The sequence below is a fragment of the Polynucleobacter sp. 39-46-10 genome (assembly GCF_002282275.1).
Genome location: NZ_NCJB01000035.1, coordinates 1 through 16,071 on the forward strand (window position 1 = coordinate 1; position 16,071 = coordinate 16,071).

General features: G+C 51.0%; 15 protein-coding genes. All 15 read right to left on the bottom strand.

Annotation, left to right across the window (positions count from 1 at the left end; genetic code table 11):
• Positions 1-240: 240 nt before the first annotated feature.
• Positions 241-1,110: an NAD-dependent epimerase/dehydratase family protein gene (locus B7X71_RS04920; protein WP_293600272.1), complete on the bottom strand. Its 870-nt coding sequence runs from the start codon at positions 1,108-1,110 to the stop codon at positions 241-243.
• Positions 1,103-2,014, bottom strand: a complete 912-nt coding sequence (locus B7X71_RS04925; protein ID WP_293600273.1) for a glycosyltransferase family 2 protein — start codon at positions 2,012-2,014, stop codon at positions 1,103-1,105. The genes B7X71_RS04920 and B7X71_RS04925 overlap by 8 nt, the downstream gene beginning before the upstream one ends.
• Positions 1,995-3,092, bottom strand: coding sequence for a glycosyl transferase (locus tag B7X71_RS04930; protein ID WP_293600285.1), 1,098 nt, complete (start codon positions 3,090-3,092; stop codon positions 1,995-1,997). Before B7X71_RS04930 ends, B7X71_RS04925 begins: the two co-directional genes overlap by 20 nt.
• Positions 3,092-4,195 carry a UDP-N-acetylglucosamine 2-epimerase (non-hydrolyzing) gene (wecB, locus tag B7X71_RS04935; RefSeq protein WP_363926705.1) on the bottom strand — a complete coding sequence of 368 codons (1,104 nt, stop codon included), beginning with the start codon at positions 4,193-4,195 and terminating at the stop codon, positions 3,092-3,094. The genes B7X71_RS04930 and wecB overlap by 1 nt, the downstream gene beginning before the upstream one ends.
• Positions 4,192-5,724, bottom strand: coding sequence for a hypothetical protein (locus B7X71_RS04940; RefSeq protein WP_293600274.1), 1,533 nt, complete (start codon positions 5,722-5,724; stop codon positions 4,192-4,194). The genes wecB and B7X71_RS04940 overlap by 4 nt, the downstream gene beginning before the upstream one ends.
• On the bottom strand, positions 5,708-7,651 hold the full coding sequence (locus B7X71_RS04945) for a glycosyltransferase family 39 protein (protein WP_293600275.1): 1,944 nt from the start codon (positions 7,649-7,651) through the stop codon (positions 5,708-5,710). Before B7X71_RS04945 ends, B7X71_RS04940 begins: the two co-directional genes overlap by 17 nt.
• Positions 7,652-7,660: 9 nt before the next feature.
• Positions 7,661-8,086, bottom strand: a complete 426-nt coding sequence (locus B7X71_RS04950; RefSeq protein WP_293600276.1) for an FdtA/QdtA family cupin domain-containing protein — start codon at positions 8,084-8,086, stop codon at positions 7,661-7,663.
• Positions 8,064-8,444, bottom strand: a complete 381-nt coding sequence (locus B7X71_RS04955; protein WP_293600277.1) for a GtrA family protein — start codon at positions 8,442-8,444, stop codon at positions 8,064-8,066. The genes B7X71_RS04950 and B7X71_RS04955 overlap by 23 nt, the downstream gene beginning before the upstream one ends.
• A 1-nt stretch (position 8,445) precedes the next feature.
• Positions 8,446-9,375, bottom strand: coding sequence for a glycosyltransferase family 2 protein (locus B7X71_RS04960; RefSeq protein WP_293600278.1), 930 nt, complete (start codon positions 9,373-9,375; stop codon positions 8,446-8,448).
• A 3-nt stretch (positions 9,376-9,378) separates the two neighbouring features.
• Entirely contained in the window at positions 9,379-10,155 is a 777-nt protein-coding gene (locus B7X71_RS04965; protein WP_293600279.1) for a GNAT family N-acetyltransferase, read from the bottom strand.
• A gap of 170 nt (positions 10,156-10,325) precedes the next feature.
• Positions 10,326-11,159, bottom strand: a complete 834-nt coding sequence (locus tag B7X71_RS04970; protein WP_293600280.1) for a hypothetical protein — start codon at positions 11,157-11,159, stop codon at positions 10,326-10,328.
• 91 nt (positions 11,160-11,250) lie between these two features.
• Entirely contained in the window at positions 11,251-11,931 is a 681-nt protein-coding gene (locus B7X71_RS04975) for an acetyltransferase (protein ID WP_293600281.1), read from the bottom strand.
• An 11-nt stretch (positions 11,932-11,942) separates the two neighbouring features.
• The gene (locus tag B7X71_RS04980) at positions 11,943-12,692 is read right to left on the bottom strand and encodes an SAM-dependent methyltransferase (RefSeq protein ID WP_293600282.1); all 750 of its coding nucleotides are present in this window, start codon (positions 12,690-12,692) and stop codon (positions 11,943-11,945) included.
• Complete coding sequence (locus B7X71_RS04985) at positions 12,692-13,810, bottom strand: DegT/DnrJ/EryC1/StrS family aminotransferase (RefSeq protein ID WP_293600283.1); 1,119 nt, start codon at positions 13,808-13,810, stop codon at positions 12,692-12,694. Before B7X71_RS04985 ends, B7X71_RS04980 begins: the two co-directional genes overlap by 1 nt.
• Before the next feature lie 14 nt (positions 13,811-13,824).
• Positions 13,825-16,071, bottom strand: a 2,247-nt coding sequence (locus B7X71_RS04990; RefSeq protein WP_293600284.1) for a glycosyltransferase, incomplete at its 5' end; no start/stop codon positions are given.

Below are 16,071 nucleotides of genomic sequence, written 5' to 3' on the forward strand. Positions count from 1 at the left end.
TCTGCTCTGAGACAATAGGGCATGAGCGAAGTTATCTCCCCAACCCCTCCTGTCATTCACAAACCAGCGCCGCGCGTGGGTTTTGTCAGCCTGGGCTGCGCTAAAGATAGTTAGTATAAACCGCTTCAAGCGCACATGAAAGGCCTGACAGGCCTGACCTACGGGATACGGAACCGAATCTCGACGCCGACAAGTTCAAGCAGTTCACTGACTTGCTCGACACCCCGCCCAGCCACAATTTCACGCCGGCAAATCCTCTGCCGCCAGCGCAAAACCCCTGGGCTTGAAGTCCAAGTCCCGAACCGCGTCGGCATGGTCAAACACCAAATCACTGTTCATACGTTCCGCCATGGCCGCTGACCATTGCCGATAACGCGGTAGGCAGCGCAGCGTGGTTACCGCCAGGCGAAACGCCCAAAGCGGGACAGTCAGGACACGCGGGCGGCGACCAAGCGTCGTAAAAATACGGGCGACCATCTCTCGGTAAGTCAGCGTCTCGCCACCCGAAATGTTATAGGACCGGCTCCCAACGTCAGACCCCTGCAAAGCGGCCAAACATGCCCCAGCCACATCCTCTGCATGAATAGGCTGGCGCAGGCCTTTGGCTTCTCCAAGCACCGGAAAGAAACCAAACCGGCGAATAAAGCATGCGATCTCGCTAATGTTTTTATCACGGCCGATACCGTAGATCAGCGTCGGGCGCAAAATCACCCACTCGATACCACGGCTCTCAGCCCATGCCTGCAAACGCGCTTCGCCGTCAATCAATTTAGCCGCTGTCGCCTGTTCCGCCGTATCGCCTGAGCCGACTTTTGTAAAACGGCTGGTCGAAGAAAGCACCACGACACGCCGAGCGCCGCTAGTCTCGATAAGAGCAAAGTAATCTGGCAGCACCCAGATGGGCGCGACACAAATCCAATACGGCGTCACTTCTTCAACCGTCTTGGCATGATTGAGTGAAAGCTGTTTCCAGGCCACACCATCGCCAGCATGCCCAACCGGCTGCCGCGAGTATGCAATTACATGCCAACCAGAACGTGTGAGCAACGGTAAAAGGCAGGCACCAACCAAACTGGATGCCCCAAGCACACCGACGCTGGATTCAGCCACGTCGTATCCCAGCCTTGGTGAGTACGAGACGACCGCTGTAATAACCCGCCACCATTACAAAGCGCAACCAAACGCCTACAACGACCAATCCCCACAAAAGGCCTGGGTACTGATGGCGGAAAAACTTCTTGTAAAACCGCAACATCCCACGATGCTTATGCCACTCGACAAAAAAAGGCCTGCTACGACTGCATGCGCCCCAAACATGGGTAACCTGAGCATCTGGAACAAACAATATTTTCCAGGCTTTCAGTTTGAAGCGCATGCACCAGTCGAGGTCTTCACAATGCAAGAAGTAAGCGTCATCCCACAAGCCAACGTCGTCCATCGCCGCACGCTTCACCAGCATGCACGCGCCCGAAATTGCCTCAACAACGGCCGGCGCGCTCGGGAGTGGCTCTTGGTGGAGCAAGAAATCTGAAAAGACTTCTGGGAAAAATCTAGCAAGACGTGACAGACCAAATGCGCGCATGAAAGCGCGTTTAGGCGTAGGGAAAAATCGTCGCCCTCCCGGCTGCTCGGTGCCATCGGGGTTGCACAAAAATCCGCCAACCATGCCTACATCTGGCGCTGCCTGTAAAACATCGACCATACGAAACAGAGCGTCCGGTGCCAGTACAATGTCTGGATTCAGAAATAAAACCTGGGGTGAAGATGAAGCTCGTGCACCGATATTGCACGCAGCAGCGAACCCCAAATTTTCGGCATTTCGGATAACAACCAGCCCATCGCTTTTGACCGTGTGCTCCATGTATTCAAGACTACCATCCGCTGAATGGTTGTCCACCACAATGGCACGCGCAGCGCCAGCGGCAAAAACGGACACAACACAGTCCGTGAGTAGCTTGCCTGCGTTGTAGTTGACGATGACAACATCGCAGCCACTAGATAATTTTTGCTCCATCAAAACGAAACTCCCATGTGTTACCAGCCCTAAATTGCTGGACTGCTTCAATCGTGGTGCTGTGTTGTAGCGCCAGCTCAACCACGGCGCTTATATCCTGCAGCCCTTGACTAAGGAAGGTACCATCCTCGCCGCCGCGAAATGCCATCTCACCAAACTCTGTGGAGATAACAGGCAATCCCAACGCGCGGTATTCGTAATATTTGATCGGGTCAACCGATGCAGTTAGCGTATTTTTCTTGAACGGGATCAAACCAACATCAAATGCCTGCATTGCCACCAATGCCGCTTGATGATTGCAAGCGGGGAGCATTTCGATGTTATTCGGCAAATCGGCAGGTGCTGATGAAAATACCGGCCCGATCAACCGCACCACATCATCAGGTCGTTTTTTCGCTAACTCAATCACCCAATCCCAATCAAACCATGTGGCGATAGTGCCTACATAGCCCAATATCTTCTTACCCTTCGCAGCAGGAAGGCCAACAAACTCTGGCATCACTTCGGCGTCAAGCCCGTTATGCACCAACTGGACATCCGCCCCGACATGACTCCAACGGCGCTGGATAGCGGTTGAAGAAGCCAATACGGCGTCCACATTACGCACCAATTGGTCTTCTCGCCACCGCATGGCCCATCGAGAAAGCCCGGTATAAAACGCAGGGAAATCGTCCATTGCGTCATACACAGACCTACAGCCTTTAAGCCTCTTCAAAACAGTCAAGGCTAAAACGGACGGTTTTCCGATGACCACCAGGCAATTTTGCGGCCGCGCAAACACATCAACTATGCGCAACAAAGAGCGCCACATTATGGCGTTGACCATGCCAGAGCCCGGCAATGGCTCTATGGGCAAAACTGAGGGTCTGATAACCGATAGCCACGCCGGATTCGACTCATTCTCACGATCAGCATTGGCCCCCAGTCGTCGAAAATCAGAAAGCGATGGCAAACGCGTTGGATAGGGATCAACCCACAACACCTCACCCCCAGTACTATCGTGAAACCATGTCACGAATTTATGTGGTCGCTGTGCAAAGCTTGACCATGGCACGGGTGACAAATAAACCAAACGCATCAAGCGAAGTGCTCCCTGAGCACAGCCACAATCCGCTGCGCACCTTGTCCATCACCATACGGGGATATGCCACGCGCCATGGCTTGATAGGCAACCGGGGAATCCAGCAGCAACTGCGCTTCTTTAACGATGCGATCAAAGTTCGGCCCAACCAGCTTCACTACCCCCATGTCGACGGCCTCAGGCCGCTCGGTTTCATCGCGCAAAACCAACACCGGTTTACCCAACGCTGGGGCTTCCTCCTGCACGCCGCCAGAATCGCTGATGATCAAATAGGCCTTTTTCATTGCAGCAACAAATGGGGCGTAATCCAAAGGCTCACACAAAACAATATTGCTGCAATTCCCCAGCATTTCATGCGCCACATCCTTCACATTTGGATTTGGATGCACCGGGTAAAGAATTTGAATATCGGCATTACGCTCTGCGAGAGTCCGTAGCGCTCGGCAAATATTACGGAACGGCTCACCAAAGTTTTCGCGCCGATGCGATGTCACCAGCACCAAGCGTTTCGTTTCATCCAGAGCAATACCCAGTTCAATCTCTTTCGATGCTGTCATTAGCAGGGCATCAATAACCGTGTTACCCGTAACGATAATGTCAGCATCGTTCACACCCTCTCGCAGTAAGTTTTGGCGTGAGCTCTCTGTAGGCGCGAAATGCCAGCGCGCCAAACGCCCCGCGATTACACGGTTGGCCTCTTCTGGAAAAGGATTCTGCATATCCCAAGTACGAAGACCGGCTTCCACATGGCCGAACGGTATGCGGTGATAAAAGCAAGCCAGCGCCACGGTCATTACCGTGGTCGTGTCGCCTTGAGCAAGCACGACATCCGGTTTTCCTGTCTGCAATACATCGTCGAGCTCTAGCAGCAGTCTGGCAGTTAACGTCGTCAATGCCTGATTGGGTCGCATGATATTCAGGTCAATATCAGGCGCAATGCCGAAAAAGCTCATGACTTGATCGAGCATGTGGCGGTGCTGGGCTGTAGCAAGAACACGAACATTGGCCCAACTTTCCGCCTTCAATGCCAATATGACTGGGGCCATCTTGATGGCTTCGGGGCGGGTGCCCACCACGCAAAGAATATTATGGGTTTTCACTTCTTCACCTCACCTGCAGTACAAAGCTCCTCGGCCCGAAATGGCACACCCACGCCAAATGAATCAAATTTCATCACTAACAATCCACGCTTTTCACACAGACCTTGGGATGAAGTGACTGATAAATAAGTGGAAGGTACCGAGTCACGAATAGTAAAAAACATGGTGCTTTTGTCCACGAAAACAATCCACGGCCGGCTAAACCCTAATTTTTTCCGCAAGTAAGCGCCATCATTGTTTGACCATGGCGACAAACCCTCGACACCAACAACACCGACCACTTCTTCTTTGTCTATCAGCGCTTTGTTAGCAACAATACTGTCAATCATCTGCTTGTTCGACTGTTGGGCGGATGCGTACCAGCCAGCCACCATCAGCCTCGGAAGACGATCCAGATAGCCGATCAAAAACGGCACCAGAAAGAGAATAGAAGCAAAAACCTTCGCCGTTTTTCGGCTAGAGAACACTGCTATCTCACCACGCCACAAGAGCGCGGCGGCGATCACCACCGGTGCAGATAACCAGGGTAGCCAAGCAAATACACGGTATGGAAAAAGGTGATTAAAAATAAGCGCATAGGGAAGAATCAGGCAAAAGACTATCGCTGCCAGCAAGATCAACTCGCGCCTTCGATCTTTCCAGGCGACGCTCAAAGCGATGACGGCCAACACACCGGCCATGGTGTGCCAAGGCGAATACTCGATCGTCAACTTCAGAAACGCGGCCAACAACACGCCCGGATCAAAGCTGACTGCGTAGTGCGCGCTATTTCCAACTTGACCAACAGCTCCTGCCAAAAAAGGATTCCGTACCAACAAACTAGACAAGACGCTGGCTGCAGCAAGCGCGATGAACCACAGACTGATCTTCAGCCACCACTGTTTCTCGTGTATCCGACGGTCTACTGTTTCAGCGGCGATGGGTGTACGTGGGTAATAAAGCTCAACGCCAAAATAGGCCAGCAGAAGCAGCGGCGGAAGCAAGAAGTCTTCCTTTGCAAAAACCGATAAACCGTAGGCAACCACAGCAATGGCGCTGGTGGACAAACTGGGCGTTCGCCGCACATGCAGGAGGGCAATAAGTGCAAGACAGCCAAAAAAGTGAGAGGTTAAATTGGTGATTAGGCCCAAGTACTTGCCGTGCTCAAAAGCCGCAAGGTGGCTAAAAGTCATCACGCTGAAAGCGGCGACCAAGACCCATCCAAGCCGCACCCGAAGCAGATGGGAGAAAAAAAAGAGCACCATCGCGGGCAATGCCGCTGTCAAGAAATTAAGTAAAGCAAATGAAAACCATGACCCCATTTGCCCCATGAAATAGGCCAGGTTGGTTGATACAGGGCGTTCAACTGACCAGCGAAAATTTTCGAATCCCGCCCCCAGCACCAGGTAATCATCCTGATGCAAGGGCGATAGAGTATTGGGGCTAAGTACAAAATTGATGAGCCAGTAGGTCACCAAAGCAACCAAAAAATATCTAAATAAATCAAGGGCTCCAACCCCGTCGCTGTGAATATTATTTTTCGACCACATTGCTGATAACCCTCTTATTGTCATAAAAATAGGCGAGGCTAATTTTGCCGTTTAACTCGCCGTTTGCTCGGATGAGCACATCCAGAGATGCTAGCCCCCCCGATGGAATGAGAATAGGCACAGCAACTGCTTCAGGCGTCAATTGCTTACGCAAGGTGGTAACCGCCCCCCCTTGATGGTGTGCAACAAAAGTCAAATCAAGGGGCTGATGCAGCTCATGGCTCCACCGTGGCGGAACTGGCTCCCGCACCACATAAAACCAGACATCGCCGTTGAGATTTTTTGTGATCGCGCTTAGTACGTAACATGTTTTGCCCTGGAGGGGCAGCGTGATGCGACGTGGTTCTATATCGACTGCCTGTGGACTCTCGCATCCTAGGATGGCGTCGGACTTGACAGTCCAGACCATCGACGGAGCCTTCTCGACATATGTAGATGCCCAAGCTATAGCGAACAGGATGCAGACAATCAACCCAGCGAAAACAATGAATACACTCTTTGCGCCGTCGCGAAACAATGCGCTGGCGCTTGCATCGCGCTTAACAAATACTCCCGCCGCCGCAACACAAAGTGCTGGCGCAATCAACAAGCTGTATCTCGCTTGTACTTCTCCGAAAAGAATAATGAAGAGCAAAAATGCACTGCCGACGGCGACGGCCACCCGCCCCAAAGGTTGCTGACTAACCTTTAAAGCCCCCACTCCGCCAGCAATGCAAAGAAAAGCCACGGCACCTCGCATCATGGCAGCCCAATTTGTATTGAAGGCAATGGCAGGCACGCTATGGGCCAGCACAAAATCATCTGGATTGCCTAAAGGCCGCGAAGTTGCAAAGAAGAAATACCCTTCTCCTCCGAATAGGGTGCCAATTTTCTGCAGCCAGAATGAAGGAAAAGAGAAAGCATTGCTCAAATCCTGAGCGAGTAATCCAACCAAAAGCTTGCTACGATTGTCAGCATCAATCAAAGGCAGCACATACTGATGCCATGAGTAGGCATCTTCAAATGATCGACTATGGGTTAGGCCGCTGCCAACAAGTGTCGCAAGAAGGCCATTGGATTGCGTTGTGGTCATGCCGAGCAATGAAGGCGCGAACCCCACCGTAACAACTGCGATAGCAGACAATATTCCGGTTTTGGCTAACTTAAGGCGGCTCCCTTTTTCAGAGGCTAAGGGTAGAACTAACAAAATGGCGACGACGAGTATCGGGCCAATGCTGCGCAGAAGATCCAAAGCCACAAGCAGCAATACGACCAGTAGAACGGTTCTGATTGAACTCTGGTTTTCGCTTAATTTTGCAAGCGCAAGAATGAAGCCGACTAAGACGAGGATTACAAGACTATCCGAGCTTACGACCGTTGTGGCGAACCAGAATTCGGGGTAGACGGCTAACAGTGAGGCCGAAAATACCCCGGCAGAGCGACCAAACGACGCGCTCACGCCGCGATAGAGCAACGCAATGGCTGCAATATGCAGTGCGGCGTTGACTAACTTGAATCCCAAATAAGATCCATCCACCAGCCAACCTATCGGCAACGAGTAAAGAAGAGACCTTCGCCAATAGCTAGCAAACCCAGGAAGCCAGCCGCTTTCACATTTGCTAGCCCATTGCTCTAAAGAGGTCCAAGGCGATGCATATTCAGTACCGCATCGAAGATAGACACCAAAATCACTGACTTGATGACTATCAAGGAACAACACCCAAGCCGTCGTTAGTACCGAAAAAATGAGCAGCAACACAGAGCCGTTGACATGCCTCCAGTTTGAAAACGAAAGCGTCAAAGCCAGTGAAAAGACTGCAGCTGCAAGCAGTCCCAGGCCACTCAAAAAAGGGCTTGTCAGTAAAACACCGGCAAATACGCCTACAGCCACGCCAATGAGAATTCCTACAAGGGATTGCCGGTAGGTGTTGGCCAAGGGAATATCCATACTGGCCAATTAGGAGATACTCTTGGCTAAGGACAAGAAATTTTCGTAGTTACGGATGTAGTCACCCTCGTTGTACGATTCGGAAGCCAGAACCAAACAAACAGAACCCGGGTCAAAATTCACCTCAGCCGCCCAAATCATCGGCGGGATGTGCAAACCCTTCCACGGTCGGTTCAAGTGGATGGTTGCCTGAAACTCCCCGTCATCAACGGCCACATCAAAGCTGCCAGACAGGCAAATCAGAAACTGATGTAAATTGTGATGGGCATGAGCACCCCGATCCTCCCCGGTAGGAACGTCATATAGGTAAAACACACGCTTTATGTCAAAGGGAATATGGTTATTTCCCTCAATGAACGTAAGGTTGCCTCTCGGATCATTGATCTTTGGCAAGGCGACGACCTTGCAGTCATTAATGGTTGGTTTTCTCATCATTGCTTTTCCCAGTAAAGATAGATTTCGTGACGATGTACATGACCGGAACTGTTAGTGCGACCACTAAGAGTGGCGCGATTTCTTTTGGAATATGGAACAGTTCAACAAGCAGCCAAAGTATTCCTACGCCCAGCAAATAATTGAGCGCATAAGTCAATGGATAGGCAGTAGCGCTACTTAGGCTGGGCGCTTGTTTGAATACCCAGCGCGCATTCAGCAAGTACCCTATGCCGATTCCAACGGCGTAGGTGAGCGAATAAGCCCATACGTAAGGCATAAGAAACAACAAGCCAAGATAGAGAACGTAAGTAAGCCCAGTATTGACCGCACCCGCAATCAAAAATCGAGGAAAAGCCATATCACCAGATTTCATCAATTACAGTTTCAGGGCGCTTGTTGGTTTCATCAAAAATACGCCATAAATACTCGCCAATGATGCCAAGCATGACAATAATCAAACCCAATAGAAAGGTGACTAATGCGACCACTGTTGCAAAGCCTTCAACGGGAATCCGGTGAAACAACGCACTCAGCACAACCGCGCCACCATAGAGAAAACTGCATAGTGCAACAACGAAACCTACCCCAGAGATGGCACGAATCGGGGTAATCGAAAAGCCAAGCATTACATCAAGGAATGCCGTGAACTTCTTTGCGAATGTCCACCCAGATTTGCCGTGTTCACGCGCTGGACGATGATAGTGAATGACATCCGGTTTGTATCCCAACCAATACGCCAACAGTGGCGTGAACACGCTCTTTGCGCTATTCAGCAGGTGGGGTAAGAATGCCTTGTCCATCAAGGCCATGTCGTACCCACCTTCTGGGTAATCACGAATGACCAGCGCACGAAGCAGCTTGTAATAAATCTTGGAGTAGATTTTTGAAACTACGGGGTCATCGCGGGCGATTCGCTCACAAATAATGAACTTGGATCCTGCAAGCCAACGATCGACCATTTCTAGTATCAGACCCGGCGGGTCTTGCAAATCGGCGGCAATGATCATGAATGCATCGCCGGTAACAAACTTGAACCCGGTTTTGGAACAATGCACAGCGCCGAAATTGCGAGTAAGTTTGACCACCTTGGTTTCCGGCCGCTTGGCCTTAAATTCGAGCAGGCGCGCCAAAGAATCGTCTTTGGAACCATCATCCACAAAAATCAGTTCGAGGGCTACCGAGCGCTCTAGAAGTGCCCCCTCAATCTTCGCGAATTCGTCAAAAAGTCGGGGCAAGCTGCCTGCATTGAAATACACCGGCACAACAACGGAAAGTTTTTTATTATTCATTCTCTACAACACCAGTTCGTAATATTCATGCGCCATGCCACCGCCGCCAAACTCTGACTTAAAGCGATACAGCCCATCGTTTAGGACTAATCCACCCTGTTCATTGCTTGTTCCAAAATCAAAATAACGCGCCCCCCTATTTCGAGCCGCATCTATCGCAGATTCGAAAACCGCGTCCAGCGCCGACACGCCATAGCCTATTTCGCTGGACGCTATGTATTGAGCGTGCCACACATTCGTTGAGCTAAATAGAACAACGCCAGCTTCAACGACGCCATCGATAGTGGCAGTTCGCACTTGTATATTTTCTGGGAACCGCTCCAATAGTAGGGTTAACTCAGCTAGTGAATGCACGGGCGATGCATCGTGCTTTCGCTCAAGATTCTTAGCCAAAACGTCCCACAAACCAACCAACTGTTCACTCCCGTTAACCAACGTCACGGCTTTCAGAGCTTTTTTCAACCCCCGCCGACGTCGCTCGCTCGGAGTTCTCCGCGCGCTCAGTTCAATCGCGCATGAGAGATCACAGCGAACACGCTGAGCGCCTAAACGGAAAAGTGCATAAAGATCATCCTGAGAAGGTACGCTTGCATATCCATGTGGCAATGGTTTGTAGAGAAACTTTGTGTAGCCGCATTCGCGGTAATACGCCTTCAACTGCTCCAAGGCCTCTATCATCCGCTCGCCATTTAGCCATCCCTGATGAACGATGCCTCCATAGGTGGCACCCGGATGACTGACGACCAGCGTCGAGTCATGTCGGGCGCGGGCGGCTGGCATAACGCCCACTAAATGACCGGATTCAAAGATGAGTACCGACGTATCTTCGAAACGCGCTCCGTGATAGCTGAGAAATTTCCGGGTATGCAGAAGCGTGGAATTTCCCGCACTTTCGCACCACGAGTCCCAGAGTGACTCGTGCTCATCCGTGTAACTGACGAGATCAAAAATCACTTAACCAGCTCCGCAACGCCAAAGCCAGTACCGCCGAAATCATTACCGTTGTAAAAGCACAAGGTTCTGTTGCCTACATCAACAACGGCGGCATATTCGATGGCTTCGCTATCCCAGCCTACGATTGAAACGTCTAGCCCAATTTCTTCATCTTTCCGTTGCCAGTGAATTCCATCCTCGGATTCCGCATAGCCCATTCGATAAGCGCAGGGCGATTTCTTGCGAATGCTGTAGAACATTTGATAGTAGTTTTCCTTTTTTACGATATAAGGCCGACCAAAACCATGCTCCTTATCTCGTTTCACCTGGAGAACAATGCGTCCTTCTTCTGGCCAATGGACTCCATCAACGGATTCTGCGTAACGAATGTCATACACCGGCATAGGCTTGCCATCAATCTCTTCCCACTCACTCCCGGCAACGTACCACATCTGGTAGCCCCCGTCCGTTGCGGGCCATACAAATGGCCCGCAACGGAAATGCATTTCCGTGGCGGAGCGCTCAAGAATGGGTGTCGTTTTAACCTTCTGAAAGGTCTCCCCTCCGTCGTTGCTAACCGCCAAACCAGTTAACAAGCGATAGCGAATGTGGTGGCAGAGTTCAAAGCCAACGTAGTACATGAAAAGCCGGCCATCTGCGGCTTGCACAACGGAAGTCTGAAACACGCCGTTATCGTCGAATGCACCAGGTGCGCCGACATCAAGAACTGGCTCTTTAGACACGCGGAGCACGTGGGTTGGGTTTTCAGGATCAACATCCACATAGCCAATTCGGCCTACGCCATCTTCAGCACGGCATTGAACATAGAGTCGCAAACTTCCATCATTCAAAAACAATGGGGTTGGACATGTTGCGTATTTCCTCGCCCACCATAAGTCCCCATCAGGTTGCCATACGACCCCAAGCTTTTTCCATTGCATATCAAGCTTCCCGAACTTTGAAAAACCGACGCGCGCTAACCTTGGCAGGCTCAGGCTGCTCGACTTTGAAAAGCAAATTCGGCTCGGTGTCTTTCACAAGGGTTACGCTGGGGCCAATCCAGTTATCTTCTCCAATGCTTACGTTATTACCCAAGGTAGCATTCACCCCCATAAAGGTATGGCTGCCGATATTGCAAAAACCTGAAATAACAACATGCGATGCAATAAAGCAGTGGTCTTGAATCACGCTGTGGTGCCCAATGTGATTGCCACTCCACAACACCACGTTGTTTCCAATTCGTACAAATGGCTGAATTGTGTTGTCCTCAAACACGAAGCAGTGCTCACCAACAACAACGTTCTGCCAGACAAAGGCACGACTGCTGATATAGCTCGCCGGCCTGTATCCTTTAGCTTTTGCAGCTTGATACAGGCGAGTACGCAGTCGGTTTAACTGGGAGTAAACAAGGGCGGCATAGAACTCAATTTTGCTTGGATTAAAGTGCTCTTCAATCTGCTCAAAGGGAACGATTGGCAGGCCAAACAATTCCGTCCTTTTAAGGTACTGAGATTCAACTGCAAACCCAACCACTTCATACTCGGAGTCATGAGTAAAGCACTCATATGCCACTTCGGCAAAGGCACTGTCGCCGATGATTAGCAACTTCTTTGTTTTTGTCATGACACTTGTTCCTATGGGCGTGTGATGAGAATGTCTTCCCGGCGATTGGCCATGGGAAGGTTTGGATCTTGCGGAAGAACATAAGCATCAAAACCCTGCGCTCTAGCACGCTGAATCAATGACATCACAACAGCATCGTCGATCTGGTCATGTTCTATCTGGTTAAATTCGACTATGGGCAAATCGTCTGTCTTCATGAACTCTTGGTGAAAACGAGCCCCCGTCTCGCTGGCAAAAAAACGCTTGCGCTTGGAAACATTGGGAATGTCGCCAATCAACATCTGTCCACCCGGCGCCAGCAATGAAAGGGAGGTGTCGAGAAACCTGAAGAAGGCTGTATCTATGAGCACGTAGTGCAAGACGCTGTAACAAACAATGACATCCACCGTTCCCCGGTACTGCGCAATCAACTCAGGGCAATTTGGATACAGTGCAGCCACTTTTTCAATGAACGAATCATTGGGCAGTAGATCGAGCATTTCTTTGTTGTCGATGAGTGTCAGTTTATGGTGACGCTCACGACACAAATCAATCAACATCTTAGGTAAGTCACTACAACCGGGACCAATATCAAAAATGCACTTATTGTCAGCAGCGAGATTAGTCAGTTTGAATTGAATGTCAGCAAAAATATTGCTCTCAAAACCTTGCCGGTAAGAATCAGGAAAACCGATTCGCTCGTATTTAGATAGCGTCTTGTCTGCAGCAAGGCGGCGAAAATCTTCGAAGCCGATATTGGTGAATGGATTGGGCGTGGTCATTAATTGCCACCTTTCTCAAGAGCAGCAACTGGCCAGTTATTTACAGCACTGATAACCTGTTCAACATCCTCATCAGTCATTTCCGGGTAGCACGGCAGCGTTAGGACTTCTTGCGCAAGTTGTTCCGTATTCGGTAAGCGCACATCTGAGAAACGGTTTCCAAAAATAGGTTGACGATGATCGGGGATCGGGTAATGGACATCCGTCGCAATATCCACCTTTCGCAAATGCTGGCGCAGGCTATCTCTTTCAGAACAACGCACCACATATAGATGGGCGACGTAATCATCACCACCGATCGATGGGAGGATGACTGCGGGATGCCTTATACGCTGTGAGTATTGAGAAGCAATGTCACGTCGCCGCGCGTTCCAGCTATCCAGATGCGGCAGGAACTCTGATAGCACAGCTGCCTGTACTTCATCGAGCCGACTATTGCGAGCACCGGCCATTGCAACTTGATACTTGGCCAACCAACCATACTGCCGAAGGTGTCCCACCTTCTCAGCCAGTTCGGCATCGCTGCAAACCACGGCACCGCCATCACCAAGCGCACCAAGGTTTTTGGTTGGGTAAAAGCTAAAGCAGCCCGCATCGCCGAAACTGCCAACCCGCTTGCCGTTAACACGAGCACCATGCGCTTGCGCGCAGTCTTCTACCAATGCCACGCCTGCAGTCCGGCATTTGTCTGCAATCCCCGCGATATCGAGTTGTGCCTGTCCATATAAGTGCGTCACGACAACGGCTTTCACACCCTGTGTGATTGCGCGCTCAACTTCACTTTGCATAACCACCTGGGTCACAAGATCAACATCCATGAAAATTGGCGTGCCGCCGATCGAGAGGATCGCAGTGCTGGTGTACATACCCGCATTAGCAACGGTCGCTACCTTGTCTCCAGCCTTTACTCCAAGAGCACGCAGTGCCAATTCAAGTGCATCAGTGCCATTGGCGACACTACGGCATTGCGCTACTTGTATGTAGTCAGCAAACAATTTCTCAAAATTCTCGACTTCAGGGCCAAGAACAAGCCAAGCACGATCCAATACACGCTTGATGGCGGCATCAATCGAAGACCGATAGCTCGTTACATGAGCAGATAGATTATTGATAAGCATAGTTTCCAATGTCCTTAATGATCCAAGTAAGAGTGAGGAATCCACTCACCCCACTTAGCCTCGTAATGTGCCTTATTCTCTTCAAACAGGGTCTGTCGATCTTGGCTTCTCAATTTATTGAAGGACGCCGACAAATGGTGGTGAATAAATACGTCCTTTGCACAAACAACGCGTAAACCCAATTGATCAACTCGCCTGCAGTAATCATCGTCCTCAAAGAAACCTCGGCCAAAAATCTCATCCAATGTGCCGACGGACGTAAAGGTTGAGCGCGGCATCATCACGCAGAAGAAGGCAGCGGTCTTTAGCGGGTAATTTTGTCCAAGATTGCGCTGCGTGTAGGCGGCAGACGTCATGATCATCTCCTCCATATTGGCGTAAGCAATATTGATCTTGGCTTCGTTACCAATATTGTTGGTTACCGGCCCGATCAGGCCAAGGGTTCTATCCCGTTGAAGATGTCGAACCAGGGTACGAACCCAACCCGGTGTAACGTAAGTATCGTTGTTGAGAAGCACCAGGTACTCGCCGGTAGCGACAGCCAGTCCCTGGTTGTTCGCTGCAGCGAACCCACGGTTATCCTCGTTAAGGATCAGCTTGCGGTTCTGGCCGTTGGCAACCCATTCCAACAAGAAGGCCGGCGTGCCATCGCTGGAGGCATTGTCAACCACAATGATTTCCATATGCTCGTATTGGCTGTGCGCATCCAGGCTTGCCAGGCAGGCACGGGTAAAGTCAAGGTTGTTGTACGTCACAACCACAATGCTGACTTTGGGGTCATATGCGGACGACTCAGCCTCCTGAATGAGCGCCTCGGCGCGGTGTTGCCAGGTTTGCCCTTGTGCGAAGGCTTTGCGCTGTTGCACCAAAGCGACGGGTTCTGGTTGGCTTAATACTTTGCTTACTGCGGCAAGGAAAGCCTCTTTACCTGCCGCTGCGTACACCAGGCCGTCAAACTGCGCCATCTCCGGCAAGTCAACGGTCACGATTGGTTTGCCAGCACCCAGGTATTCGTAGGCCTTGACCGGATTCGTCGCCAACGTGAGCGGGATAACCTTGAACGGCAACAAACAGACATCAAAACCATGGAGATAGTGCGGTAGTTGGCTGTAGGGCACCTCACCCGTGAAGATGACATTGGGTAGTTTTGCCAGCCGTGACCGAGCATTGACGGTGTCTGCCCCTATCAGCAGCACAGCGCAACCCGGATGTTGCTTGGCGACTGCTTCGACCAGATCCAGATCAAACCACTCTGCTATCGCACCGTAGTAGCCAATAATTCGACGGCCCTGTGGATCGCGATAAATGCTCTCCGGCACTTTTGCAAAGTGCTCGTATTCACCTGCATTGCGAATCAGCGCTCGGCGTTTTGCGTGTGGGGCAATGGCTTCGTCTAGCCAGGTAGATGTGGTGATCGTCAGTTCCGCTTCGCTCAGCAGTTTTTTCTCTAACTGCATCAGAGATTCGGCATTGTTGCCAAAGCCTTCGTGATGGTCCATGCAGTCATAGACCAGTCTACTGTTGGGCAAGGCTGCAGCGACATCTAGCCAGAAAGGATGATCAACCAGTGAAACGATCTGCTTGCAACCCGCCCAAGCCAACACTTCACCAATACTGGCCCGAAGCTGTGAAACAGCGTCAATACTCGGTGCAGACGAGTAAATTACGGGAGCATTTTTTACAAAAAGTTTTACCTGAAACAGTAAATTAGAGGCATCCAACACTTCGACATCAAAACCCGCTTGCTCGTTTTCAAGAAAGTTGGGTGATATATAAAAAACACGTCGGCCAGTGCCCGCCAAAGCAACGGCCAGTTGCTGTGGACGCTGATGACGGAAATGCCAATCGATGACGCCCCAGACGATGTAATCTGGCGTGCTGTCTTCTTTAGGAATTGATTTGATTTGAGGGGCGCTGAACTGGGATACGCTTAACGCACTTCGGCGTAGCGCCTTTATGAATTTTCCAACTACCTTATGGTAGGCAAAACTGGCCATTTTTTTTACTGACACAGGCAATGGCAGCCGATGGTATCGGTAGCGCAGTGATTGCGTTATCCGCAGCCGATCGTCGTTGGTAAGGCCATAACGCGCCAGACGGGCAGCAAACCGCAAAGGCCGAGTGAGTCGCCAAGACCAGCTTTGTTTCATTAAGCTTGCAAGCGCTACCGCGCTGTCGCGCTCCGCTACCGCGCTGTCGCGCTCCGCTACCGCGCTGTCGCGCTCCGCTACCGCGCTGTCGCGCTCCGCTACCGCGCTGTC

What these genes read in the sequence shown, in the direction of transcription:
- B7X71_RS04945 (WP_293600275.1), bottom strand. Translation starts at nt 7,651, where the DNA reads ATGGATATTCCCTTGGCCAACACCTACCGGCAATCCCTTGTAGGAATT.
- B7X71_RS04925 (WP_293600273.1), bottom strand. Translation starts at nt 2,014, where the DNA reads ATGGAGCAAAAATTATCTAGTGGCTGCGATGTTGTCATCGTCAACTAC.
- B7X71_RS04930 (WP_293600285.1), bottom strand. Translation starts at nt 3,092, where the DNA reads ATGCGTTTGGTTTATTTGTCACCCGTGCCATGGTCAAGCTTTGCACAG.
- B7X71_RS04940 (WP_293600274.1), bottom strand. Translation starts at nt 5,724, where the DNA reads ATGTGGTCGAAAAATAATATTCACAGCGACGGGGTTGGAGCCCTTGAT.
- B7X71_RS04985 (WP_293600283.1), bottom strand. Translation starts at nt 13,810, where the DNA reads ATGCTTATCAATAATCTATCTGCTCATGTAACGAGCTATCGGTCTTCG.
- B7X71_RS04975 (WP_293600281.1), bottom strand. Translation starts at nt 11,931, where the DNA reads ATGACAAAAACAAAGAAGTTGCTAATCATCGGCGACAGTGCCTTTGCC.
- B7X71_RS04965 (WP_293600279.1), bottom strand. Translation starts at nt 10,155, where the DNA reads ATGCCAGCCGCCCGCGCCCGACATGACTCGACGCTGGTCGTCAGTCAT.
- B7X71_RS04980 (WP_293600282.1), bottom strand. Translation starts at nt 12,692, where the DNA reads ATGACCACGCCCAATCCATTCACCAATATCGGCTTCGAAGATTTTCGC.
- B7X71_RS04950 (WP_293600276.1), bottom strand. Translation starts at nt 8,086, where the DNA reads ATGATGAGAAAACCAACCATTAATGACTGCAAGGTCGTCGCCTTGCCA.
- B7X71_RS04960 (WP_293600278.1), bottom strand. Translation starts at nt 9,375, where the DNA reads ATGAATAATAAAAAACTTTCCGTTGTTGTGCCGGTGTATTTCAATGCA.
- B7X71_RS04955 (WP_293600277.1), bottom strand. Translation starts at nt 8,444, where the DNA reads ATGGCTTTTCCTCGATTTTTGATTGCGGGTGCGGTCAATACTGGGCTT.